Below are 22,162 nucleotides of genomic sequence, written 5' to 3'. Positions count from 1 at the left end.
GTCTCTCCCCTCGCCTATGCTACACAGCCGGCACGCGAAAGCGATCACCTGCGATCGCACAATCTGCCCTGACTTTTCGATCGGAGACTCCATGACGGATGCCGTCGTGACCCGCTTTGCCCCCTCACCGACCGGCTTCCTGCATATCGGTGGCGCGAGGACGGCGCTGTTCAACTGGCTCTATGCCCGCGCGACCGGCGGCAAGATGCTGCTGCGGATCGAGGACACCGACCGCGAGCGCTCGACCGAGCCAGCGGTTCAGGCGATCATCGAGGGTCTCGGCTGGATGGGGCTGTCGGCGGACGAGCCCCCGGTCTCCCAGTTCGCGCGCGCGACGCGCCATCGTGAGGTGGTCGAGGAACTGCTGGCCAAGGGTGCGGCCTATCGCTGCTACGCAAGCCAGGCCGAACTCACGGAGATGCGGGAGAAGGCCCGGGCCGAGAAGCGTCCGCCGCGCTATGATGGGCGCTGGCGCGACCGTGACCCGTCCGAGGCGCCGGCCGACACCAAGCCGGTGATCCGGCTGCGCGCTCCGCTTGACGGCGAAACGGTGGTCCATGATCGTGTCCAGGGCGACGTGCGGTTTCCCAACAAGGATCTCGACGATTTCGTGCTGCTGCGCTCGGACGGAAACCCGACCTACATGCTGGCCGTCGTCGTCGATGACCACGACATGGGCGTCACCCACGTCATTCGCGGCGACGATCACCTGACCAATGCCGGGCGCCAGACGCTGATCTACAAGGCGATGGGCTGGGATGTGCCGGTGATGGCCCATATACCGCTCATCCACGGGCCGGACGGCGCCAAACTTTCGAAACGGCATGGCGCGCTCGGCATCGAGGCCTATCGGGCCATGGGCTACCTGCCGGTGGCGCTGAGAAACTATCTGGTCCGGCTCGGCTGGAGCCATGGCGACGATGAGATCATCTCGACCGAGGACATGATCGCCTGGTTCGATATCGACGACATCAACAAGGGTGCGGCGCGCTTCGATTTCGCTAAGCTGGAGGCGATCAATGGCCACTGGATTCGCCTGAGCGACGACGCCGTCTTGGTCGAGATGCTGATGAGCGAGCGCGATGTCCTGCCGAACGGTGCGATTCTCAAGACTCGTTCGGACGATGAGGTGCGGGCCAAACTGACCAACGCGATGCCGGGCCTCAAGGGCCGGGCGAAGACGTTGGTCGAATTGGCCGAGAGCACCAGTTATCTGTTCGCGGATCGTCCACTTGATCTGGAGGACAAGGCCGAGGCGATTCTCGCCGATGGCGGCCGTCCGATCGTCGCGGCGTTGCTGCCGCAGTTTGCGGCGGCGTCGACCTGGTCGGCCGACGAACTCGAAACGCTTGTCCGCGCCTATGCCGAGGCTAACGGGCTGAAACTCGGCAAGGCAGCGCAGCCGCTACGGGCAGCACTGACAGGACGCACGACCTCGCCGGGTGTCTTCGATGTTCTGGAGGTGCTCGGCCGGGACGAGTCGCTGGCGCGGCTTGGCGACCAGGCGGGGTGAGCGGGGTCGCATCGTCCAGACTTCGCAACGCAATATGGACTTGGCGCCGGAACTTGTCGCTCCGGCGGCTTTGGAGTAGGCAATCATCTGGGTAAAACGTGTGCGCTGCGATAGGTCTTCGACCGCCGCGGCAACCATTGAAGGGAAAACGCATGGCAGAACAGTCGGCGAAGCTCACACTGGGCACGAAGGAGGCAGGGCTGGACCTGTACAGCGGAACGATCGGCCCGGACGTCGTGGATATCACGACTCTCTACAAGCAGACCGGTCTGTTCACCTACGATCCGGGTTTTTCGTCGACAGCGTCGTGTGAATCCAAGATCACCTACATCGACGGCGACGAGGGCGTGCTGCTGCATCGCGGCTACCCGATCGACCAACTCGCCGAGAGGGGCGATTTTCTGGAGACTTGCTATCTCCTGCTCTATGGCGAACTGCCGACGGCGCGTGAGAAGGAGGATTTCGAATACCGTGTGACGCGGCATACGATGGTCCACGAGCAGATGAGCCGCTTTTACACCGGCTTTCGCCGCGACGCTCATCCGATGGCCGTCATGGTCGGCTCGGTCGGCGCCATGTCGGCATTCTACCACGACTCCACCGACATCGCCGATCCGCACCAGCGGATGGTGGCGAGCCTGCGGATGATCGCCAAGATGCCGACGATCGCGGCGATGGCCTACAAGTATCATATTGGCCAGCCGTTCGTTTACCCGCGCAACGATCTCGCCTACGCCGAAAACTTCCTGCACATGTGCTTCGCGGTTCCCTGCGAGACGTATCAGATCAATCCTGTGCTCGCGAAGGCGATGGACCGGATATTCATCCTCCATGCGGACCATGAGCAGAACGCCTCGACCTCGACCGTGCGGCTCGCCGGTTCGTCGGGCGCTAATCCCTTCGCCTGCATCGCGGCGGGCGTGGCCTGCCTGTGGGGGCCTGCCCATGGCGGCGCCAACGAGGCGGCGCTGAACATGCTGATGGAGATCGGCACCAAGGACCGCATCCCGGAATTCATCGCCCGCGCTAAGGACAAGGACGATCCATTCCGCCTGATGGGCTTCGGTCACCGGGTCTACAAGAACTACGATCCCCGCGCCAAAATCATGCAGAAGACCTGTCACGAGGTTCTCGACGAACTTGGCATTAAGGACGACCCGCTGCTTGAGGTCGCGATGGAGCTCGAGCGGATCGCGCTGACCGACGAGTATTTCATCGAGAAGAAGCTCTATCCGAACGTCGACTTTTATTCCGGCATCACCTTGAAGGCGCTCGGCTTTCCGACGACGATGTTTACGGTGCTCTTCGCCGTGGCCCGGACCGTCGGGTGGATCGCCCAGTGGAAAGAGATGATCGAAGATCCGCATCAGCGTATTGGCCGCCCGCGGCAGCTCTACACCGGCGCCACGATGCGCGACTATCTGTCGGTCGACCAGCGCAACTGATACCGGTATTTTCATCGCAGACGGTAACGGGCGCCTCGGCGCCCGTTTCTATGTCGGGTTGGTCGGACGGCCTTGCCGCACGAGATCGAGCACGATGTCAGCGGCGGCCTCGCCAGGCGGGCAGTCGATCGCCATCGCGGCGCGTATCTCGGCGAAGCCGGCGAGTTGCGCCCGCCGTTCGGGCGTGTCGGTCAAGAGACGCTGAAGACGGCGCGCCAGCAACTCCGGGCGCACGAATTCATGGAAGTGCTCGGGCACCAGCGGATGACCCGCGATGAAGTTCGGCAGCGCGGCGGTCCAGGCTGAAATGAGATGGCGGAACCGATAACCAATCGGATCGAGGCGGTAGGCCAGGGCCATTGGAACATCAGCCAGCGCCAGTTCCAGCGACACCGTCCCGGATGCTGCGATGGCGGCATCGGCTTTGGCGAAGGTCGCCCATTTCGCCGCCTCGCCGGTGACGACCATCGGCTTGTTTTCCCAATGGGCAATCTTTGCCTCGATGATAGGCCGGTGGCGCTCCAGTGTCGGGATGATCGCGGTCAGTCCCGGCATCATCGAGCGCAATCGCTGAAAGGTCGCGCCGAAATCGTCGATCAGCCGGTTGATCTCGCCCCGGCGGGAGCCGGGAAGGATCAGAAGCGTCGGCGGGCTGACCGGCGTGCGATCGGCGGCTGGAGGGTTCGCTTCTTCCATTATTTGCCGCAGGGCGGGTGTCGTCATCAGGGGATGACCGACATAGGTCGCGGGCGGACCACCCAGTCGGCGCATGGTGTCGGGCTCGAACGGCAAGGCACAGATCGCGTGGTCGACATAGGGGCGCATAGCCGCGGCTCGCCCTTCCCGCCAGGCCCACACCGTCGGCGGAATATAATTGGCGATCGGCACTTGCGGCAGCCGCGCCCGCACGCGCTTGGCGACCCGGTGTGAAAAGGTCGGGCTGTCGATGATCACCAATGCATCCGGCTTGGCGTCGACGATGAAATCCGCCGTCTGCGACACCCGGCGCAGCAATTGCGGCAACCGCGCGACGATCGCCCCGATGCCGATGATCGACAACTCGTGGATGTCGAACAGGCTCGTCAGCCCCTCCGCCTGCATGGCCTCGCCACCGAGGCCGACGACGTGCAACTCGCCGTCCGCCTGATTGCGGAGCGCGCGAATCAGATCAGCGCCGATCCGGTCGCCCGACGGTTCTCCGACGACAAAGCCGATGGTCGTCAATTGTGCTCTCCCGATGGGACGATATCCGGCACGGCGTCATCCACCAGGCCGACCAGTGCGATGTCATGACGATCGGACGCACGAATCACATCATCGAGACCCAAAATCAGACTGCGCCCGGCGGTGACCCCGATGGCGGAAATTCCGGCCGCCTTCGCTTCCTCGACCGTCGCCACACCGATGCTGGGCAGATCGAAACGCTGATCCTGTTGCGGCTTGACGCTCTTGACCAGCGCGCACGACTCGCGCTTGCCAATTCTGCCGCCGGCCTTCAGCTCGGCAACCCGCGCCAACATCGCCCGGGTTCCCTCGATCCCCTCAAGAGCAATCACCCGATTGTCCGATGCGACAACCGCCTGACCGATGTCCAGTTCGCCGAGCCGGCGGGCCGCCTGCCCGGCGAGCGAAAGCGCCGCAGTCTCTTCGCTTCGCGGCGCCCGATGGCCCAGCGGACCCAAAGGCGCCAACAGGCGTGGCGCGATTTGCTGAACGGCCAGAACCTCGAAGCCTTCGTGCTCGAGATAGCGGGTGAGTGTCCGCAACAGCCTGTCATCACCGCCGCGCACGATCCGCAGTGCCGCCGGAAGCCGCAGCAAGGTCCGGATGCTCGGCAGAAGCGAGCGAAAATCCGGTCGCCTGGATACGGTTCCGCAATAGACCAGACGGCGAACGCCGCTCGCTGTCATACAGGCGATCGCGTCACCGGTGCGGCCCCATGCGAATGCGCCGCCGTCGTATCCGCTCCAGTCGTCGGCGATACCGTCACCGATCCGCACGACAATCGGCCGCCAACCCGCTTCGCGAGCGGCCTCGGCGACGATCCGGGGCAGCGAGCCGCCGCCGGCGACGATCCCTAAAGCTTCGCCGGGGTGATCCGGGCTCACGGCCTAGGTCGACTGCGTGTTGCGGGGGAAACAAAGGGCTCGGTCGCCGCCAGCACGGATAAAGCCGAGCAAATCCTGGACAAGCGGATCGTCCGGAAATTCGGCCTGCACCTCATCCATGTTCTCCTTGAACGTCAGATCAAAGGAAAACAGCATGCGATAGGCACGCCGCACATTGCGGATTGCCTCTCGATTGAACCCAGCGCGCTTCATGCCGATGACATTGAGGCTGGACAGATAGGCCCGGTTGCCCAGAACCATTCCGAACGGAATGACATCGCCCTCGACCGCCGCGAGACCGCCGACATAGGCATGATGCCCAATACGGGTAAACTGGTGGATCCCGGAGCCCCCGGCAATCGTGGCGAATTCGCCGATCGTGCAATGGCCCGCCAGCATCACGTTGTTGATCAAGGTGACATTGCGGCCGAGGACGCAGTCGTGCGCCACATGCGCCCCGGTGAAGAAAGCGCAGTCGTCGCCGATCGTGGTTTCCGAGCGTCCCTGCACCGTTCCGGCGTTCATCGTCACATGCTCGCGCACGAGGCAATTGCGACCGATCACCAGACGGGTGTCTTCGCCACGGTACTTCAGATGCTGAGGTGCATGACCAAGCGAGGCGAACGGCCAGATCTGCGCCCCCTCCCCGATGACTGTATTACCCCAGAGGACCACGTGTGAGCGAAGTCGGCTGTTCGCACCGAGCCGGACCTGTGGGCCGATGTGGCAAAATGGCCCGACCTCACAGCCATCGCCGATCTCGGCGCCGTCTTCGATGACGGCGGTCGGGTGAATCATGGTGGAACTCATGGTTCAGGACGCGTCGCGTGGCACCAGCATTGCGCTGACCCTCGCCTCCGCAACCTTGGCGCCATCAACCCGGGCGACGCAGTCGAACTTCCAGATATTGGCCCGCTTCTTCGTCTGGGTGACATGATATTCGAGCCGATCGCCGGGAACCACCGGTTTGCGGAACTTGGCGTTATCGATGGTCATGAAATAGACGAGCTGCGGCGTGCCGGTACCGGCGGCGCGGGTACAAATCGCGCCCGCGGTCTGGGCCATGCCTTCGATGATCAGGACACCGGGCATCACCGGCGCGGACGGGAAATGCCCGAGAAAATGCGGCTCGTTCGCAGTCACGTTCTTGATGCCGATGGCCCGCATATCGCCCTCGATCTCGATGATGCGGTCCACCATCAGGAAGGGGTAGCGGTGCGGCAGAAGTTCAAGGATTTCCAGGATGTCGGCGCTGCCCAGCACCGTCGCCTCTTCACTCATCGTTTTTCCTCGGCGAACGCCTTTTCTTGGCAAGTTCGGATAGAAGTGTGATTTCGCGAAACCATTCGCGGACGGGTTTGGCCGGTGTCCCGCCCCAACGGGCGCCGGCCGGAACGTCGCCCGCAACCGACGATACCGCCGCGATCTGGGCACCGTGACCGATGGTCAAATGGCCGTTGATCGCGGTTTGGCCACCAATCATGACGCCGTCTCCGATCGTCGTGCTGCCGGATATTGCGACCTGTGCGACGATCGCGCAATGACGCCCAATCATGACGTTGTGGCCGATTTGAACCTGATTGTCGATTTTCGTCCCCTCGCCGATCACCGTGTCACGAATCGCTCCACGGTCGACCGCGGTATTGGCGCCGATCTCGACGTCATCCTGGATGATGACCCGGCCGATCTGAACCGATTTCATCAAACCTGTCGGTCCCGCTGCATAACCGAACCCGTCCTGGCCGACACGGACGCCAGGGTGGAGTATCACACGATTACCCAGCAAAGCGTGAGTCACGCAGGCGCCGGGGCCGATCCGACTCGCGCGGCCGATCCGGCAACCTGCCCCGATCACCGCACCCGCTCCCACCAGCGTATCGCGCCCGATGGCGACGTGCGGTCCGATGACCGCGAAGGCCTCGACCGTCACGCCATCCTCGATCCGTGCCGTCGGATGGATGTCCGCGCGAGGCGAAAGCCCGATCTGGCCGCTGGCCGCAATTGGCGCGAGGGCGATCGGAAACAAAGCCTGGCCCGCCGCCGCAAAGGCGCGCTGGACGTCGCTGGCGACCAGCGCCCCAGTCTGAGCGGGAACCAGCCGCAGATTCTTTTGCTCGACGATCACGCAAGCCGCCGCGGTCATCGCCAGATCGTCCGCATAGCGGGCGTTATCGAAGAAGGAGAGATCCTCGGCGCCCGCCTCGGTCAGCGGTGCCAGGCCGCTGACCTTCCGCTCGGGATCCACGCCACTGGCCAGCGCGGCCCCAACCATCTTGGCAAGGTCACCCAAGGCAAGGCCATCGCCGCGCGGAAAGAAGATCGAGTCAGGCATCGACAATGGCAACGAGGTCGGCATCGTCGACCTCCATTCCCTTCCGATTAGAAGCGGGACGAGAACCCGAAGGAAAACTCCTGCAGTTCGTCAAAGTCCTCCTTGACGAACGGATGGGCATAGTTGACCCGAAGCGGGCCAAACGGCGATGCCCAGATCAGCCCGACACCCGCTGACGCGCGAAGCGCCGCGTCGGTTCCCACGACGCCCGGCGCTCCTTCGAATTCCGAACCCCAGAGCGAGCCCGCATCGGCAAAGACAGCGCCCCGAAAGCCGTAATCACGGGAAATCAACGGCAACGGGAAGGTCGCCTCGGCGGACGCGTTCGCGTAGTTCGTGCCGCCAATCGACACACCGTTCTGTCGAGGGCCGATCCCCTTGTAGTCGAAGCCACGGACGATGTCCTGACCCTTGAAGAAGCTGTCGAAGACCCGCAGATTGTCACCGCCGAGGGTGGAGACGTTTCCACCCGCCGAACTCAGCTGGCCGATGACGTCATACTCCTCGTTGAGAAGCTTGAAATATGACGCCTTGCCGGTGGTCTTGATGAAGTTCGCATCGCCACCGAGGCCGGCGAATTCCTGCCCACCCTGGATGATGAACCCTTCCCGCGGGTCGCTGGCGTTATCCAGCGTGTTGTAGATCAGAGAATAGGAAACCGAGGATGTAATATACGGACTTTCGCAGATCGCCAGGTTGATGATCGGCGAGTCCGTGTAGGGCGGTGCCACCGCGGCGTTGCCGTTCAGATCGACGATGTTGCTGTTCGGATTCGGCGCACCGCAGGTGCTCTCGAAAATGTTGCCGGAGCTGTCGATCAGCTGCGATTCGGTAAACCGGTTGTAGGTCGTTCCATTGTTGTCGCCGAATTCTTCCTGCTTGTAGTTGTAGGCGATCTGCGCCGTCAGATCCTCGGTGATCGGCGCTGCCAGACGCACGTCGCCGCCGGTCCGGACCGAATCATAGTCGCCCGACGTACTCTCGCTGCGGTACACGTCGAAACCCGCCGCCAGGCGCCGACCCAGAAAATACGGTTCGGTGAAAGACAGGTTGTAGTTTCGCGTGTCCTTTCCAAACCCGGCGGAGACCTTGATGAACTGGCCGCGACCGAGGAAGTTTCGCTCGGTGATGCCGACTTCGGCGACCGGCCCCGCATTGTCGCCGCCGGTCGTGTAACCGCCGCCGAGCGACAGCTCGCCCGTCGCCTTTTCCACCACATCGACGATGACGATCACTCGATCCGGCTCCGCGCCGGGGGCCGTCGAAATTGAAACCTTCTCGAAGAACTTCAAGTCTTCCAGCCGCTGCTTGGCACGCTGAATCAGAACCTGGTTGAAGGCGTCGCCTTCGGAAACGTCGAATTCGCGGCGGATCACGTAGTCGCGGGTCTTGGTATTGCCTCGAATTTCGATGCGTTCGACATAGGCGCGCGGTCCCTGGTCGATGACGTAATTGATCGCGATGGTCCGATTGGTGAAATCACGGTCACCGCGCGGTGTGACCTGGGCAAAGGCGAAGCCGGCATTGGCCATGCTGTTCGTCAGATTGACCAGAGACTCCTCAACATCCTTGGCGCTGTAGACCTCGCCCGGCCGGGTTTCCAGCTCGCTGTAGAGCGCCTCGGAATCGATTCCCGGTATGGTGCTGTCGATCGCCACATTGCCGAAGGTGTAGCGCTCCCCTTCGTCCACGGTGATCGTGATGAAGTAGGAATTCTGGGTTTCGTCGAGCTCGGCCACCGACGAGATGACACGGAAATCGGCATAGCCCCGATTGAAATAGAAACGCCGCAGCGTTTCCTCATCGGTGCGCAGACGATCTTCATCATAAATGTCGTCGCGCTGGATAAAGCTGAGCAGCCCCGATTCGCGCAGCGCGATGGTCTGTTTCAATCGACTGTCGCTGAAGGCGTTGTTGCCGACGATGCTGATCGAGGCAATCTTGGTGCGGTCGCCCTCCTGGATGTTGTAGATGACGTTGACGCGGTTCTCGCCGACCTGCTGGGTGGTGACGCTGACCACCGCATCGCTGCGTCCGATGCTGGTGTAGGCTGCGCTGATCGCATCGACATCTGCCTGCGCCGTTGCAGAGGAATAGGCTCCACGCGGCTGGGTCTGAACGGCAGCCATAAGCTGCTCGTCTTTGATCTTGGAATTGCCTTGGAAAAGCACCTGGTTGACGATCTGATTCTCGTCGACCTGGACGACAAGCGTGCCGCCCGACTGGCTGACGCGGACGTCGGAAAACAACCCTGTCGCAAAGAGGCGGCGAACGACCTCGTCCTGCTCGGCCTCACTGACGTTCTGGCCAGATTGGATCCGCGTGAAATTTCGGATGGTTTCGGCCTCGACCCGGCTGTTACCCCTCACTTCGATTCGGTTGACCACAGCTGCTTCGACGGCCGTGACGACGGCAAGCTGGGCACCCAAGGTCGTCGCGGCAAGAACGGTCGAGGACAGGATGACCGCCGAAGCGGTGCGTAAGATTTTCGTTCCAGCCATCATGGGCTCAACCACCTTCTTGTCATTGTGTCGAAGCGCCAAGGGAACAGTACGCGTCAACGCCTTGTAACGGCTTTCGGGCTTCATTCAAGCAAACTGGCCCGAGTCCATTGAGGAATCGGAAACCCGTTGCAACGCAGCCACGGACACCGCCGCGATGGTTAATGTATTGCAACCCCAAGCCCCCGCTCCGACTCGCCCTGCTCAGACGAGCCCGGAAATATCGTTCCAAAATGCAAATACCATAAGCAGCATCACCAGTGCGAGCCCAATTCGAAACCCGATCTCCTGCACTCGCTCGCTCAACGGCCGACCGCGAACGGCCTCGTAGGCGTAAAAGAGCAGATGGCCACCGTCCAGCATCGGAATCGGCAGAAGATTCAGCAATCCGATGGACACAGACAGCAGCGCCGCCAGGTTGAGCAGCGCGCCGAGGCCGATCGTCGAAACCTGGCCCGAGACCTGGGCGATGCGAATCGGGCCGCCGATCTGATCGGTGCTCTGGCGGCCAACCATGACCTGACCGATGAAATCGACCGTGCGCTCGGTCACGTACCATGTCTGGGATACGCCATAGCCAAGCGATTCCAACATCGACAATTGCTCGACCCGGAACGACGATCCGTCATTGGTCGCCACCAGACCGATCACCGGAACCGTAAAGCTGTTGCCAAATCCGTCCGTCTGCGTCTCGCTCTTCGGCGTGACGGTCAACTCGACCGTTCTGCCTTCGCGCTCGACGGCCATCAGAATCGGCGTATCCGGACGCGCCGACACATAACGCTGCAGATCGGAGAAATAGCGTATCGGCTCGCCGTCGGCCGAGACCACGCGATCGCCGGGCTGAAACCCTGCTTTCGCGGCCGGCGATTCGGCGCGAACGTCGGCCACGACCGGATCGCCGACGACGCGGCCATTGACCAAGGCCACGCCGGCGAAAATCACGATGGCGAGGATGAAATTGGCGATCGGACCGGCGGCGACCGTTGCCGCCCGACGCCCGACGCTCTTGGCCGGAAAGGCCCCGGCGCGCTCGGCCTCGTCCATGCTCGCCAGCGCGGCTTGATCCGGCACAGAGGCGGCGTTCTCGTCACCCAGAAATTTCACATATCCGCCCAGCGGAACCGCCGAGAGCTTCCAGCGGGTCCCGTGGCGGTCATTGAAGCCGATGAGTTCCGGCCCAAACCCGATCGAGAAGGCTAGTGCTTTGATCCCGCACCAGCGCCCGACCAGATAGTGGCCAAGTTCATGGAAGAAGACGATGATCGTGAGGACAAACAGAAACGGGACGACATAGACGAGTCCTCCGCTCCACAGACCGGCCAAACCTCCGGCGAATTCCATCAGGGGCATCCTCTTGATTGATCCATGCGGACGGGCCGAGGCCCCAATCGCACTGCAACTGTCATAAGCACCGTATGATCGCGCCGCAATGATGACCATGCACGATATTTCAGCCTCGCCCATCCTTCGACCCGAGACTTGTCCAGTTCGTGCGGCAGGAACACGCTGCAGCCGATTCGTAGTCCGATCCCGCTACGCACCACGATGCTGTCGTCTATGATCGGTCAGAGCGCGAAGATACCGTGGGCGGGATTGCCGAAACCCGCAACGATAAGGCCGACCAGCCAGGCCGCGCCAAGCGCCACGATCAGGGCATCGATACGATCCATCAACCCCCCATGGCCCGGAATGAGTCGGCCTGAATCCTTGACGCCAAAACGCCGCTTGATCCAGGACTCGTAAAGGTCTCCGGCCTGCCCCAACGCCGAGAGCACGGCGGCGAGGACCAGGAGGAACGGGCTCACCGCGCCGCCCGTCCACAGGACGAACAACGCCCCGCAAATGATGCCGGCCACGAGTCCGCCGACCGCCCCAGAGATCGTCTTCTTGGGTGAAACCATCGGCAAGAGCTTGGGCCCACCGAACGACCGGCCAGTGAAATAGGCGAAGATGTCGGTGGACCACACGACCGCGATGACGAAGCCGAGGGCGGCGAGGCCGGCGCTGTCGTCACCGCGCAACATGCCCGGCGCCAGTGCCGCCAGCGCGGAATACAGCAGACCGCCGAGAACCCAGTCCGCCTTGCGCTCGTTCCGATCGACAAATGCGATGAAGGCGGCGGCGAGGACCACGACTACCAGCGCCAGAAAGTAGAAGCGGAATACGAAGGCAAACAGCGCCACGGCCAGGGCGCGCCGCGCGAAGCTGAAGATCGGACCGGCGCGCTGAGCCCGGGACATCCGCGACCATTCGTCGAAAACGATGAGTCCGGTCGCGAAACACAAAAGCCGAAACGGCCACCCACCGATTATCGTGAGAGCGAGGACGAGGAGACCGAGGACGACCGCCGAAATCAGCCGCGACCGCAGGTCGGTCCAGCTTCCTGCGACGAAAAATTGCCGAATCCCCAGCCCCATCAGCTCAGGATGCGATTTCGCGGGACAGGCCGCCATAGCGACGATCACGGCTGAGATAGTCCTCGATCGCGCCCTCGAAGGCTTTGCGATCGAAATCGGGCCACAGGCAGGGCAGGAACACGAACTCCGAATAGGCGGCCTGCCAGAGCAGGAAATTCGATAATCGGAGCTCGCCGCTGGTGCGAATGATCAGATCGGGGTCCGGTATGCCGGCGGTATCGAGATGCGCGTCGAGGTAGTCGGGTGTGAGCGCTTCGAGTGACACCTCCCCTGCCGCGAACTTCTCGGCAATTCGCCGCATCGCGCGCGCGACCTCGTCGCGTGCGCCGTAGTTGAAAGCAACGACCAGCGTCTGGCGCTGGTTGTCACGGGTCAGGCTCTCGGCCTCCTCAAGCAGCGAGCGGATGTCGTCGGACAAATTGTCCCGCGCGCCGATGACGCGAACGCGGACCCCTTCCTTGTGGAGGTCCGCGAGGTCGCGGCGGATGAAATGCCTGAGCAATCCCATCAGCTCGGCGACCTCATCATGCGGACGGCGCCAGTTTTCGGACGAGAAGGCGAACAGCGTCAGATACTGGATGCCGAGTTCGCCAGCCGCGCGCACCGCCTCGCGAACCGCCTCGACACCGCGGCGATGGCCCATGCTGCGCGGCAAGCCGCGCGAATGGGCCCAGCGGCCGTTGCCGTCCATGATAATGGCGACGTGTTGGAGATGCCGCACCGTGATCCCGCCTTCCCTGTTGGGTTCGCCGCGCGCCTGTCGTTCGGCGCGTTATCGCTAGAGCTTAGACCTGCATGATCTCGGCTTCCTTAACGGAAAGCACCTTGTCGATATCGGAAATGGTGTCGTCGGTCATTTTCTGAACCTGGTCCGACATCTGCCGGCTTTCGTCCTGGCCGATATCGCCATCCTTTTCCATCTTCTTCAACACCTCCATGCCGTCCCGACGAACATGGCGGGCGGCAACCTTGGCGCTTTCGGCGTATTGGTGGGCGACCTTGACCAACTCCTTGCGCCGCTGCTCGTTGAGTTCCGGCAATGGGATGCGGAGCGTCGTGCCGTCGGTGACGGGGTTGAGGCCGAGATTGCTCTCGCGGATCGCCCGCTCGACCTTGCCGACCATCTGCTTGTCCCACACCGATACACTGATCATGCGGGGCTCGGGGATGGAAATGTTAGCCACCTGGTTGATCGGCATCTGCGAACCGTAAGCCTCGACGCTGATCGGATCGAGAAGGCTCGGAGACGCCCGACCGGTCCGAAGGCCGCCGAGATCGCTCTTCAAGCTGGCGACGGCGCCATCCATACGGCGCTTCAGTTCGTTGAAATCCATGTCGGCCATCTTGCTTTCCTCTTTCTCGGCTATGCGGGCGTCGCTGAAACTCAGTCCGTGACGATGGTGGCGCGGCCGCCGCCCGACAGAATTCTGGCGAACTCGCCTTTCTCGTGGATGGAGAAGACAACGATCGGAATATGATTTTCGCGCGCCAAAGCAACCGCGGCAACGTCCATGACGGCCAGCCCCTTTTGCAGGACGGCGTCGTGGGTCAGCCTGTCATATCGCTCGGCGTCGGGATCGTGCTTGGGGTCGGCGGAATAGATGCCATCGACCTGCGTGGCCTTGAACAAGGCGGTCGCGCCCATTTCCGCGGCGCGCAGGGCGCCGGCGGAGTCGGTGGTGAAGAACGGATTGCCGGTCCCCCCGGCGAAGATCACCACGCGGCCCGCCGCCTGATGCGCCAGCGCGGTTCGCTGGGAGAAGCTCTCGCAGATCTCGGGCATGGCGATGGCGGACAGCACGATCGTCTCGACGCCCATCTTGATGAGCGAAGTCCTGAGCGCCAGGGCGTTGATGACGGTTCCCAGCATGCCCATGTGATCGCCCGTCACCCGATCGCCCCCCTTGGAGGCGACCGCAACGCCGCGGAAGATGTTGCCCCCGCCGATGACGATGGAAATCTCAACGCCCAGGGCGCGCGCCTCGGCGATGTCGGCGGCGATGCGATCGGCAACAGCGACATCGATGCCAAAGCCTTGGGAACCCATCAGTGCTTCACCGGAAACCTTGAGAAGAACCCGCCGATACCGGACTTCGGTTGTCATCGATCACCTTGCTTGCGTCCGCGAAGGACCTGAAGGCATGGCGATGAAGACGCGCCAAGCCTCGCCGGAACGAGTACGGGAAACGCCTCGCCGCTGACCGGCCAGGCCCTTGGATTCGCGACGGAGCCATGATGCGGGCCCGCCAATTCGAGGATGCGATACAATAAGGGCGCCCGCTTGTGAAGCGGACGCCCTCCTCTGTCTGGGCTCCGGCCTCTTCCGAATACGGAATGCCGGGCCGGAACCTATTTCTTGCCGGCGGCCGCGGCGACTTCGGCGGCAAAATCGCTCTCTGCCTTTTCAACCCCGTCGCCGAGCGCGAATCGCGCGAAGGCAACGATCTTGGCAGGAGCGCCGAAACCGGATTCCGCCTCGGCCAGCGCCTTCTCGACGGTCAGGTCGGGGTTGATGACGAAGGCCTGTTTGAGAAGAACGACCTCCTCATAGAACTTGCGCAGGCGCCCATCCACCATCTTCTCGATGATGTTATCAGGCTTACCCGACTGGCGTGCCTGCTCGATGAAAATCGCCCGCTCCCGGTCGACCGTGGCCGCGTCGATCTCTTCGGCCGAGAGCGCCAGCGGATTGGTTGCGGCGACATGCATGGCGACCTGACGGCCGAACTGGGTCAGCGCCGATTTATCGCCGGTCGATTCGATCGCAACGAGAACGCCGAGCTTGCCGAGACCTTCGACCACCTGATTGTGGATGTAGGTGGCCACGACACCTTCGCCGACGCTCAGCATCGCCGAACGACGCAGGTTCATGTTCTCGCCGATCGTTCCGATGGCATCCTTGATCGTGTCGTTCACGCTCTTGGACGAACCCGGATAGGTCGCCGCCCCGACCGCCTCGATCGAGCCGTCGGTCGTGAGGGCGACCTTGGTGATATCACGCACGATGGCCTGGAAGGCGTCGTTGCGGGCGACGAAATCGGTTTCCGAGTTAACCTCGACGACGACGGCCTTGGAGCCCTCGGCCGCAACCCCGACAAGCCCTTCGGCGGCCGTGCGCCCAGACTTCTTGTCCGCCTTGGCGATGCCCTTGGTGCGCAGCCAGTCGACCGCCGCTTCCATGTTGCCGTCGGTCTCTGCCAGGGCGGTCTTGCAGTCCATCATGCCGGCGCCGGTCAGGTCGCGCAGCTCTTTGACCATTGAAGCGGTGATTGCCATGTTTGCCTCTTCAGAAATAATTGTGCGCACCGGCTCGGTGGGAACGGGTGCGCCAGACATGTGGCGCCTCGGTCACGACACTCCGGTGGGTCGAGTCGCGACCGCAAGAGCGGCGAAGAAAAACGGAAGCTGGTTTCCGCCGCCTCCGCTCTCTCATTCGATACGATCACGGTGCCGGCGTTGAACCCATGCGGTCCGAATTCGGCGTGATCTCCGCATGCCTTCTGAAAGTCGTTCGAGACTTTCAAACAGGATGATGCGTCTGTTTTCTCATGCGCAGCTCTAGGACAGGATCCCGGCGTCAATCACGCCGGAAACCCTTGCCCTTCGACGTTTGCTCAGGCGCTCGCCGCCTTGGTCTTCTCGTCGCCGGCGGTCTCAGCTTGCTCGGCAGCGATCGGATCTTCAGCGGTGGCTGCGGCCGGAGCCGCTTCTTCGCTCGCCGGGGCAGCAACGGCCTCTTCCTCGATCACCTCTTCGACAGGCGCTTCTTCGAGCGCACCGATGTCGACGCCGGAATCGCCCTGCTGGCGAGCGATACCGTCCACCGCCGACCGGGCGATGAGGTCGCAGTAGAGGGTGATCGCGCGCGCAGCGTCGTCATTGCCCGGGATCGGGTAATCGATCGATGCTGGATCGCAGTTCGAATCCACCACCGCGACGATCGGGATACGCAGCCGCTTGGCCTCCTCGATCGCGATCGACTCCTTGTTGGTGTCGACGATGAAGATCATGTCCGGCACGCCGCCCATGTCACGGATGCCGCCGAGCGCCCGGTCGAGCTTGTCGCGCTCGCGCTGCAGCGTCAGACGCTCCTTCTTGGTGAAGCCCTGGGCCTCGCCAGCAAGCATCTCGTCGAGCTTGCGCAGGCGCTGGATCGATTTGGAGATGGTGTTCCAGTTGGTCAGCATGCCGCCGAGCCAGCGGGCGTTGACGTAGTACTGGGCCGAACGCTGCGCCGCGTCCGCGATGATGTCCGACGCCTGGCGTTTGGTGCCGACGAAGAGCACGCGACCGCCACGGGCAACCGTATCGGAGACCGCCTGCAGAGCGCTGTGCAAAAGCGGCACCGTCTGCGCGAGATCGAGAATGTGGATATTGTTGCGCGCGCCGAAGATATAGGGCGCCATCTTCGGATTCCAGCGGTGAGTCTGGTGACCGAAATGGACGCCCGCTTCGAGAAGCTGGCGCATGGAATAGTCTGGCAATGCCATGGTATGTTTCCTTTACCGGTTGAGCCTCCACGGAAAGAAGCGGCCGGATGCCGCCACCGGTGGATTGCGTCGTTCGAGCAGAACTCGACCGCCGAAACCCGACTTCCGTGTGTGGAATGGACGCGCCGATACACCAAAAGCGGCGACGGGGCAAGCCAAGCTCGCATCCGGCCCATGCCCGTCGTGGCCTGGCGATGCCACGCCCCATTGATTCAAGGGCAATCAGGCATTTGAAAAACGTCGAGGCTCGCGAGGCCGCCGGCCAGGGTATAGCCGTCAAAGGTAAGCACCAGATCATCGGAGACGCCGTTCTCGTAGAGCGTATAGGCCGTCTGGAAAATCGGCAGACCGTCGGGGTCGCTGTCGGAATTGTAAAAGGATTCGCTGATACGCCAAGCGGCGAGACCGGCAAGCTGGTCGAATGGAGAGGCACCCCCGTTGCTTGGCGTCGCCTTGGCCACCTTCCCGTCGCGACCCGTGCCAGACCCCGGAACCGGTGCGATGACCGCGGTGCTCGTCAAGAGCTTTTCGACTTCCTCGTCGCCGTCATAGAGACGTGTCTCAAGGATCCGCGCGCCGGCCTTGGCCTTTTCGATCAGCGCAATCGTATGCTGCATAGGGAACAGGGACCCTGGCACCTCGACAGTTCGCGGCTTGGGGGCGGTCAGGGCGACCCGCGTCACGTCGTCTCGCGTCGACGCGGTGCCGATCACAGCCGTCTCGGGACTGGCGTCGATGAAGGTCTTCGTCTCGAACTCGAAACGCTCACCGTCGACGCTTTCGGTGGAACGCGTCTGCTGATCGGTGACGATTAATTCCTGCTCCTGCTGAAAGCGTGCAACGAAGCGATAGTCGAGTTCGTAGAATTCGCAGGTCTTCCGGCGCAACTCGACCGCAATCCGGCCCTGCGCATCGATCAGGTCGCCATCGCCCTCGCGCATCGAAAGGTCGTAGGAGGCCCGGTGTGGCACCAGCTCCTGCGCCGGGGCAATCGCAGGAATCGCCCCAACGAAACTGATCAAAAGCGGAAGGCTTGTCGCTCGCATGACGGGCCGATCTTTCGCTGGATCGACGGATGGGCTACCGATCGATCAAATTTCGCAACGCCCTATTCCGTGGGCCGTGACGGGCGATATACCCATCCGGCGCTCCTATCCCTGAAGGCAGAGGAAGACAACATCATGGCCGATTCGATCGAGACGCGCCTGCGCGCAGTGGGTGTCACGCTGCCGGAGGCGGCGGCACCCGCCGCCAACTATGTGCCCTATGTGGTGCACGGTCGGCTCCTGCAGACGTCGGGGCAGTTGCCTATCGACGCCGGCAAGCTTGCCGTCACCGGCAAGCTTGGAGCCAGCGTCTCACTGGAAAACGGCCAAGTGGCCGCTCGGTTGTGTGCGATCAACATTCTCGCCCAGGCCAAGGCGGCACTTGACGGCGATTGGCGTCGGGTCAACCGTCTCCTCAAGCTCACTGTATTCGTTGCCAGCGACGCCAGCTTTACCGAACAGCACAAGGTCGCCAACGGGGCATCGGATTTCCTGGTCGATATCCTCGGCGACAAGGGCCGCCATTCACGTTCGGCTGTCGGCGTCCCTGCCCTGCCCCTGGACGCCGCGGTCGAGATCGAAGCGCTTTTCGAGATCGATTGAAATGTCTCCTCGTTATGATGGTCCGCTCGACTGGCTGATCGGGCGGCCGATCGCTCATCGCGGCTTGCATGATGGCAACCAGGCCATCGCCGAGAATTCAATTCCGGCGGCACAGGCGGCGATCGCGTCGGGCTGGGCGATCGAATGCGATGTCCAGCTCTCCGCTGACGGCACGCCTTATATTTTCCACGACGACACACTCGACCGGCTCACCGGCCACGAAGGCGCGTTTCGCGCGACGCGGGACGCCGCAATCCAGGAACTCGGCCTTTTCGCCACTGGAAGTGGCATTCCGACAGTCTCGGCGTTTCTCGAGATGGTCGATGGTCGCGTTCCCGTGGTCATGGAGTTGAAAGGGCTCGATCCGGACCGCGACGAGGCCTATTTCGACAGGCTCCACCCGATCATCGAAGCCTATCCCGGCAAGCTCGCCCTCATGTCCTTCGATGCTTGGTTGATCGACCAGGTGCTCCGGGCCCGCCCGAGCCGCCCGATCGGCCTTACCGCCGAGGGAACGCGACCCGAGATTCTGGCAACTCATCGACAGATCTATGAGCGTGGCTGCGACTTCTGCTCCTACAAGGTACAGCACCTGCCGAATGCCTTTGTCGATTGGGTGCGCACTGAGCGCAGCGCTCCGGTTATCTGCTGGACGGTGCGTACGGCTGAAGACGTCCGCCGCAGCCGCGAATATTGCGACCAGATGACCTTCGAGGGCTTTGCACCCGAGCCCTGACGGCTTGCGTCGCGCCACCGGCGACATAACTCTTCGCCATGATGGAAAAGTTGCAGGACGCTCCGCTCGCAAGCGACACGACGTTCACGATCAGGGTCATCGACGCTATCAGCGCGGTGACGGCTGAGCGCTGGGACAGGCTTGGGGCCATTTCGGCCAATCCCGCTTCAAGTGCGGAATCCGGTATTGCGATCAATCCATTTATCTCGCACGCATTTCTGAGTTCGCTGGAAGACAGCGGTAGCGTAAGCCAGCAAACCGGATGGTTGCCTCAACACTTGGTTCTGGAATGCCCGGACGGGGAGCCGATCGCAGCCGCGCCGGCCTATCTGAAGTCGCACAGCCAGGGCGAGTACGTCTTCGACCACGGCTGGGCCGACGCATTTCAGCGCGCCGGTGGTCGTTATTATCCGAAGCTGCAGATGGCGGTGCCCTTCACCCCTGCCGCGGGCCCTCGCCTGTTGGTCGGCAACGGTCCTGGGGCGGAAACCCGCCGCATGGCGCTTGCCGAGGGAGCCAAGACCTACGCCGCCAGGACCGGCGTGTCGTCGGCTCATGCGACCTTCCTGCGGCCAGATGATCGGGCTGCGTTTGAAGACGCGGACTGGCTGCACCGCACCGACCAGCAGTTTCATTTTCACAATCGCGGCTATGACAGCTACGAAGCCTTTCTCGGCACCCTCGCCTCGCGCAAGCGCAAAGCCCTGCGCAAGGAGCGGGCACAGGCGCTCGTCAACGACATCTCGATCGAATGGCTGACCGGGCGCGACCTCACCGAGGCCGTGTGGGACGCCTTTTACGAGTTCTACATGGATACCGGCAGCCGAAAATGGGGCCGTCCCTATCTCAATCGCGAGTTCTTCAGTCTCGTCGGCGAGCGGATGGGCGCGCAGATCTTGCTAGTGATGGCCAAGCACAACGGCCGCTACATCGCCGGCGGGCTGAATTTCCTTGGTCCCGATACGATCTACGGCCGCAACTGGGGCTGCATCGAGGACCATCCCTATCTGCATTTCGAGGTCTGCTACCATCAGGCGATCGACTATGCGATCGCGCATGGCCTGGCGGTCGTCGAGGCGGGCGCTCAAGGAGAGCACAAGCTGGCGCGGGGCTACGAGCCTGTCACCACCCATTCAGCCCATTGGATCGCCCATCCAGGCCTTCGCCACGCCATTGAGGATTATCTCGATCATGAACGCGCCGAGGTCGCGCGTGTCGGCGAGGTTCTGGGGGAACATACCCCTTACAGGAAAGATACCTCATGATGCACGGCAACGAGCACAGTCGACAAAAGGCGCGCGGTGCCACATCTGTGGAGGCGATCCCGCGCGTCGGGTGAGCACAGAGGGGGAAGGACTTTCATGACCACCTACGACGACGGCAACATCTTCGCGAAGATCCTTCGCGGCGAACTCCCGAGCCAGACGTTCTACGAGGACGAGGTGGCCATCGCGATCATGGACGTGATGCCGGAGTCGAAGGGGCACTGCCTCGTCATTCCCAAGGCGCCGTCACGCAATCTCCTCGACGCCGCGGACGAGACGTTGACGGGGGTCATGCCGGTCGTGGCTAGGCTCGCCCGCGCGGTCAAGAAAGCCTTCGACGCTGATGGCGTGCGAATCGCCCAGTTCAACGAGACCCCGGCCGGGCAGACCGTCTTTCACCTGCACTTTCATGTGGTGCCAATCTATGACGGGGTGCCGTTGAAACGCCATGCCCGCGGCATGCTTGATCAGGCTGTTCTCGCCGAGCAGGCCAACCGCATTCGCGCCGCCCTCGACTGAGTGCTCACGGCCGCCCGGCGGGCGGCGGTCAGGTGAGCATGGCGCCGCTGATGAGAATCGCCTCGGCGATCAAAATGGCGACCAGGATCCGACGGCCCGACAGAAGATAGGCCACAAAGCCCGCCGCAAGGGCTCCGATTCGGATCAGCGGAGCGATCGCGGCGAGCGAGCCGGTGGGAAACAGCACCAGCTGCGCGATCACGGCCGCGACCAGCGATGTCGCTATCGTTCGTGCAAGCGCCGCAAAGGGCGAGTGCTCGTCGATGCGGCCGGCCGACAGGACACCGAGATAACGCCATATGTCGGTGGGCAGCCAGCCTGCCAAGAGGATGAAGACGAAGGGCCACCAGGGCTCCGCAATCGCGGTGAAGCTCCAATCGCCCATCACGCGAGCCGCCGCCCTTCGAGGATCCGGTCGGCCAGATAGGCGACGGCTCCGCCGGCAATCCCGGCCACCAGGAGTTCGAAGCCGGGGATGAACCAATGGGCGAGCGGCAGCGCCGCCATTCCCGTGAACAGGGCAATACGGCCGGAGGCTTCACGCGCGGTTCCGAAGAGCGACGTCAGGAAATAGACCGGCGTCAGAAACGCCAGCGCACCGGTCGCCAAGGCCGGCAACTGCCCCATCAAGTTGAAAACAAGGGCCACGAGGATGGTGTTGATTGTCGTCAGGGTTACGGCGAAGGCGCCGAAGAAGACGGTGCGCTTGTCGCGCGGCACGCTGTCAATCCGCTCCATCGCGAAGATCCAGCCGGTTACCGCCACGAAGTGCGACAGGAAGAGCAGCGTCCCTGTTCGGGTCTTGGGTCCTCGGATCACCGGCATCAGCGCGACAACCATCGGCATCATCCGCAGCGACGACAATCCAACCGCCAAAGCGGTCGCCGGCAGCGAAGCACCGGCGGTGATGGCGCCAACCAGAACGATCTTCGCCGGCAGCGCCCAGACCGTGGCGGTCATGAACGATGCTTCCACCCATGTCAGGCCGGCATCGCGGCAGAGCCCGGCGAAGCCCACGAAGGCCGCGGTCAAAATCAGCGCCGGCGGGCTGGCGATCCCTCTGACGCCACGAAGCGCCCAGAAGAGCGACGAGCGATCTCGTGCGGCCGTCTCACCATGCATGGCTCAGATCTCTGGAAGGATGGTACAAAAAAGGGGCCGCCCGATGGAGCGACCCCTTCTAA

The 22,162-nt window shown here is 62.8% G+C and carries 22 protein-coding genes; 6 read left to right on the top strand and 16 right to left on the bottom strand.

Going from position 1 to position 22,162, the window contains the following annotated elements; translation table 11 throughout:
* The first annotated feature begins 91 nt into the window (after positions 1-91).
* Positions 92-1,513 carry a glutamate--tRNA ligase gene (gltX, locus tag ING15_RS16825; protein WP_206455996.1) on the top strand — a complete coding sequence of 474 codons (1,422 nt, stop codon included), beginning with the start codon at positions 92-94 and terminating at the stop codon, positions 1,511-1,513.
* Positions 1,514-1,665: 152 nt separating this feature from the next.
* Positions 1,666-2,958 carry a citrate synthase gene (gene gltA, locus ING15_RS16820; protein ID WP_206455995.1) on the top strand — a complete coding sequence of 431 codons (1,293 nt, stop codon included), beginning with the start codon at positions 1,666-1,668 and terminating at the stop codon, positions 2,956-2,958.
* Between the two features lie 48 nt (positions 2,959-3,006).
* On the opposite strand, the gene lpxB is transcribed toward gltA, so the two are convergent.
* From lpxB to ING15_RS16750, 14 genes are all read right to left on the bottom strand, one after another.
* Complete coding sequence (gene lpxB, locus ING15_RS16815) at positions 3,007-4,182, bottom strand: lipid-A-disaccharide synthase (RefSeq protein ID WP_206455994.1); 1,176 nt, start codon at positions 4,180-4,182, stop codon at positions 3,007-3,009.
* A complete protein-coding gene (locus tag ING15_RS19880) occupies positions 4,179-5,066 on the bottom strand; it encodes an LpxI family protein (protein WP_206455993.1) in 888 nt (295 codons plus the stop codon). The genes lpxB and ING15_RS19880 overlap by 4 nt, the downstream gene beginning before the upstream one ends.
* A gap of 3 nt (positions 5,067-5,069) precedes the next feature.
* Positions 5,070-5,876 carry an acyl-ACP--UDP-N-acetylglucosamine O-acyltransferase gene (lpxA, locus tag ING15_RS16805; RefSeq protein ID WP_206455992.1) on the bottom strand — a complete coding sequence of 269 codons (807 nt, stop codon included), beginning with the start codon at positions 5,874-5,876 and terminating at the stop codon, positions 5,070-5,072.
* A gap of 3 nt (positions 5,877-5,879) precedes the next feature.
* Positions 5,880-6,347, bottom strand: coding sequence for a 3-hydroxyacyl-ACP dehydratase FabZ (fabZ, locus tag ING15_RS16800; RefSeq protein WP_206455991.1), 468 nt, complete (start codon positions 6,345-6,347; stop codon positions 5,880-5,882).
* Positions 6,340-7,398, bottom strand: coding sequence for a UDP-3-O-(3-hydroxymyristoyl)glucosamine N-acyltransferase (gene lpxD / locus ING15_RS16795; RefSeq protein WP_206456025.1), 1,059 nt, complete (start codon positions 7,396-7,398; stop codon positions 6,340-6,342). Before lpxD ends, fabZ begins: the two co-directional genes overlap by 8 nt.
* A gap of 47 nt (positions 7,399-7,445) precedes the next feature.
* On the bottom strand, positions 7,446-9,902 hold the full coding sequence (bamA, locus tag ING15_RS16790; RefSeq protein ID WP_206455990.1) for an outer membrane protein assembly factor BamA: 2,457 nt from the start codon (positions 9,900-9,902) through the stop codon (positions 7,446-7,448).
* Between the two features lie 201 nt (positions 9,903-10,103).
* Positions 10,104-11,243: an RIP metalloprotease RseP gene (gene rseP, locus ING15_RS16785; RefSeq protein ID WP_206455989.1), complete on the bottom strand. Its 1,140-nt coding sequence runs from the start codon at positions 11,241-11,243 to the stop codon at positions 10,104-10,106.
* Between the two features lie 224 nt (positions 11,244-11,467).
* Positions 11,468-12,319: a phosphatidate cytidylyltransferase gene (locus ING15_RS16780; RefSeq protein ID WP_206456024.1), complete on the bottom strand. Its 852-nt coding sequence runs from the start codon at positions 12,317-12,319 to the stop codon at positions 11,468-11,470.
* 4 nt (positions 12,320-12,323) lie between these two features.
* Positions 12,324-13,010, bottom strand: coding sequence for an isoprenyl transferase (locus ING15_RS16775; protein ID WP_210348934.1), 687 nt, complete (start codon positions 13,008-13,010; stop codon positions 12,324-12,326).
* A gap of 94 nt (positions 13,011-13,104) precedes the next feature.
* Positions 13,105-13,662 (bottom strand): ribosome recycling factor, encoded by a 558-nt coding sequence (frr, locus tag ING15_RS16770; RefSeq protein WP_206455987.1) that lies wholly within the window; start codon positions 13,660-13,662, stop codon positions 13,105-13,107.
* 41 nt (positions 13,663-13,703) lie between these two features.
* Entirely contained in the window at positions 13,704-14,423 is a 720-nt protein-coding gene (gene pyrH, locus ING15_RS16765) for a UMP kinase (RefSeq protein WP_206455986.1), read from the bottom strand.
* A 245-nt stretch (positions 14,424-14,668) separates the two neighbouring features.
* Positions 14,669-15,595, bottom strand: a complete 927-nt coding sequence (tsf, locus tag ING15_RS16760; RefSeq protein ID WP_206455985.1) for a translation elongation factor Ts — start codon at positions 15,593-15,595, stop codon at positions 14,669-14,671.
* A gap of 338 nt (positions 15,596-15,933) precedes the next feature.
* Positions 15,934-16,809 (bottom strand): 30S ribosomal protein S2, encoded by an 876-nt coding sequence (gene rpsB, locus ING15_RS16755; RefSeq protein ID WP_232845836.1) that lies wholly within the window; start codon positions 16,807-16,809, stop codon positions 15,934-15,936.
* 212 nt (positions 16,810-17,021) lie between these two features.
* On the bottom strand, positions 17,022-17,855 hold the full coding sequence (locus ING15_RS16750) for an EipB family protein (protein ID WP_206455984.1): 834 nt from the start codon (positions 17,853-17,855) through the stop codon (positions 17,022-17,024).
* Between the two features lie 135 nt (positions 17,856-17,990).
* On the opposite strand from ING15_RS16750, the gene ING15_RS16745 reads away from it, so the two are divergent.
* From ING15_RS16745 to ING15_RS16730, 4 genes are all read left to right on the top strand, one after another.
* Positions 17,991-18,458: a RidA family protein gene (locus tag ING15_RS16745; RefSeq protein WP_206455983.1), complete on the top strand. Its 468-nt coding sequence runs from the start codon at positions 17,991-17,993 to the stop codon at positions 18,456-18,458.
* 1 nt (position 18,459) lies between these two features.
* Positions 18,460-19,194, top strand: coding sequence for a glycerophosphodiester phosphodiesterase family protein (locus ING15_RS16740; RefSeq protein ID WP_206455982.1), 735 nt, complete (start codon positions 18,460-18,462; stop codon positions 19,192-19,194).
* A gap of 41 nt (positions 19,195-19,235) precedes the next feature.
* Positions 19,236-20,459 (top strand): GNAT family N-acetyltransferase, encoded by a 1,224-nt coding sequence (locus ING15_RS16735; RefSeq protein WP_206456023.1) that lies wholly within the window; start codon positions 19,236-19,238, stop codon positions 20,457-20,459.
* A gap of 96 nt (positions 20,460-20,555) precedes the next feature.
* Entirely contained in the window at positions 20,556-20,978 is a 423-nt protein-coding gene (locus ING15_RS16730) for an HIT family protein (protein WP_206455981.1), read from the top strand.
* Between the two features lie 28 nt (positions 20,979-21,006).
* Here ING15_RS16730 and ING15_RS16725 read toward each other — a convergent pair whose 3' ends face one another.
* Both ING15_RS16725 and ING15_RS16720 read right to left on the bottom strand, forming a co-directional pair.
* A complete protein-coding gene (locus ING15_RS16725; RefSeq protein ID WP_206455980.1) occupies positions 21,007-21,363 on the bottom strand; it encodes an AzlD domain-containing protein in 357 nt (118 codons plus the stop codon).
* Entirely contained in the window at positions 21,363-22,100 is a 738-nt protein-coding gene (locus ING15_RS16720; protein ID WP_206455979.1) for an AzlC family ABC transporter permease, read from the bottom strand. The genes ING15_RS16725 and ING15_RS16720 overlap by 1 nt, the downstream gene beginning before the upstream one ends.
* Positions 22,101-22,162 lie beyond the last annotated feature (62 nt).

Origin of the sequence: Aurantimonas marina, assembly GCF_017183135.1 — a bacterium.
Lineage (GTDB): Bacteria > Pseudomonadota > Alphaproteobacteria > Rhizobiales > Rhizobiaceae > Aurantimonas > Aurantimonas marina.
The sequence above is the reverse complement of the archived record's forward strand: the minus strand, read 5'-3'. Positions and strand labels throughout refer to the sequence as shown.

Coding starts and splice junctions, on each gene's coding strand:
- gltX (WP_206455996.1), top strand. CDS start 92: ATGACGGATGCCGTCGTGACCCGCTTTGCCCCCTCACCGACCGGCTTC.
- gltA (WP_206455995.1), top strand. CDS start 1,666: ATGGCAGAACAGTCGGCGAAGCTCACACTGGGCACGAAGGAGGCAGGG.
- lpxA (WP_206455992.1), bottom strand. CDS start 5,876: ATGAGTTCCACCATGATTCACCCGACCGCCGTCATCGAAGACGGCGCC.
- fabZ (WP_206455991.1), bottom strand. CDS start 6,347: ATGAGTGAAGAGGCGACGGTGCTGGGCAGCGCCGACATCCTGGAAATC.
- lpxD (WP_206456025.1), bottom strand. CDS start 7,398: ATGCCTGACTCGATCTTCTTTCCGCGCGGCGATGGCCTTGCCTTGGGT.
- bamA (WP_206455990.1), bottom strand. CDS start 9,902: ATGATGGCTGGAACGAAAATCTTACGCACCGCTTCGGCGGTCATCCTG.
- rseP (WP_206455989.1), bottom strand. CDS start 11,243: ATGGAATTCGCCGGAGGTTTGGCCGGTCTGTGGAGCGGAGGACTCGTC.
- ING15_RS16780 (WP_206456024.1), bottom strand. CDS start 12,319: ATGGGGCTGGGGATTCGGCAATTTTTCGTCGCAGGAAGCTGGACCGAC.
- ING15_RS16775 (WP_210348934.1), bottom strand. CDS start 13,010: ATGGACGGCAACGGCCGCTGGGCCCATTCGCGCGGCTTGCCGCGCAGC.
- frr (WP_206455987.1), bottom strand. CDS start 13,662: ATGGCCGACATGGATTTCAACGAACTGAAGCGCCGTATGGATGGCGCC.
- pyrH (WP_206455986.1), bottom strand. CDS start 14,423: ATGACAACCGAAGTCCGGTATCGGCGGGTTCTTCTCAAGGTTTCCGGT.
- tsf (WP_206455985.1), bottom strand. CDS start 15,595: ATGGCAATCACCGCTTCAATGGTCAAAGAGCTGCGCGACCTGACCGGC.
- rpsB (WP_232845836.1), bottom strand. CDS start 16,809: ATGGCATTGCCAGACTATTCCATGCGCCAGCTTCTCGAAGCGGGCGTC.
- ING15_RS16750 (WP_206455984.1), bottom strand. CDS start 17,855: ATGCGAGCGACAAGCCTTCCGCTTTTGATCAGTTTCGTTGGGGCGATT.
- ING15_RS16745 (WP_206455983.1), top strand. CDS start 17,991: ATGGCCGATTCGATCGAGACGCGCCTGCGCGCAGTGGGTGTCACGCTG.
- ING15_RS16740 (WP_206455982.1), top strand. CDS start 18,460: ATGTCTCCTCGTTATGATGGTCCGCTCGACTGGCTGATCGGGCGGCCG.
- ING15_RS16735 (WP_206456023.1), top strand. CDS start 19,236: ATGGAAAAGTTGCAGGACGCTCCGCTCGCAAGCGACACGACGTTCACG.
- ING15_RS16730 (WP_206455981.1), top strand. CDS start 20,556: ATGACCACCTACGACGACGGCAACATCTTCGCGAAGATCCTTCGCGGC.
- ING15_RS16725 (WP_206455980.1), bottom strand. CDS start 21,363: ATGGGCGATTGGAGCTTCACCGCGATTGCGGAGCCCTGGTGGCCCTTC.
- ING15_RS16720 (WP_206455979.1), bottom strand. CDS start 22,100: ATGCATGGTGAGACGGCCGCACGAGATCGCTCGTCGCTCTTCTGGGCG.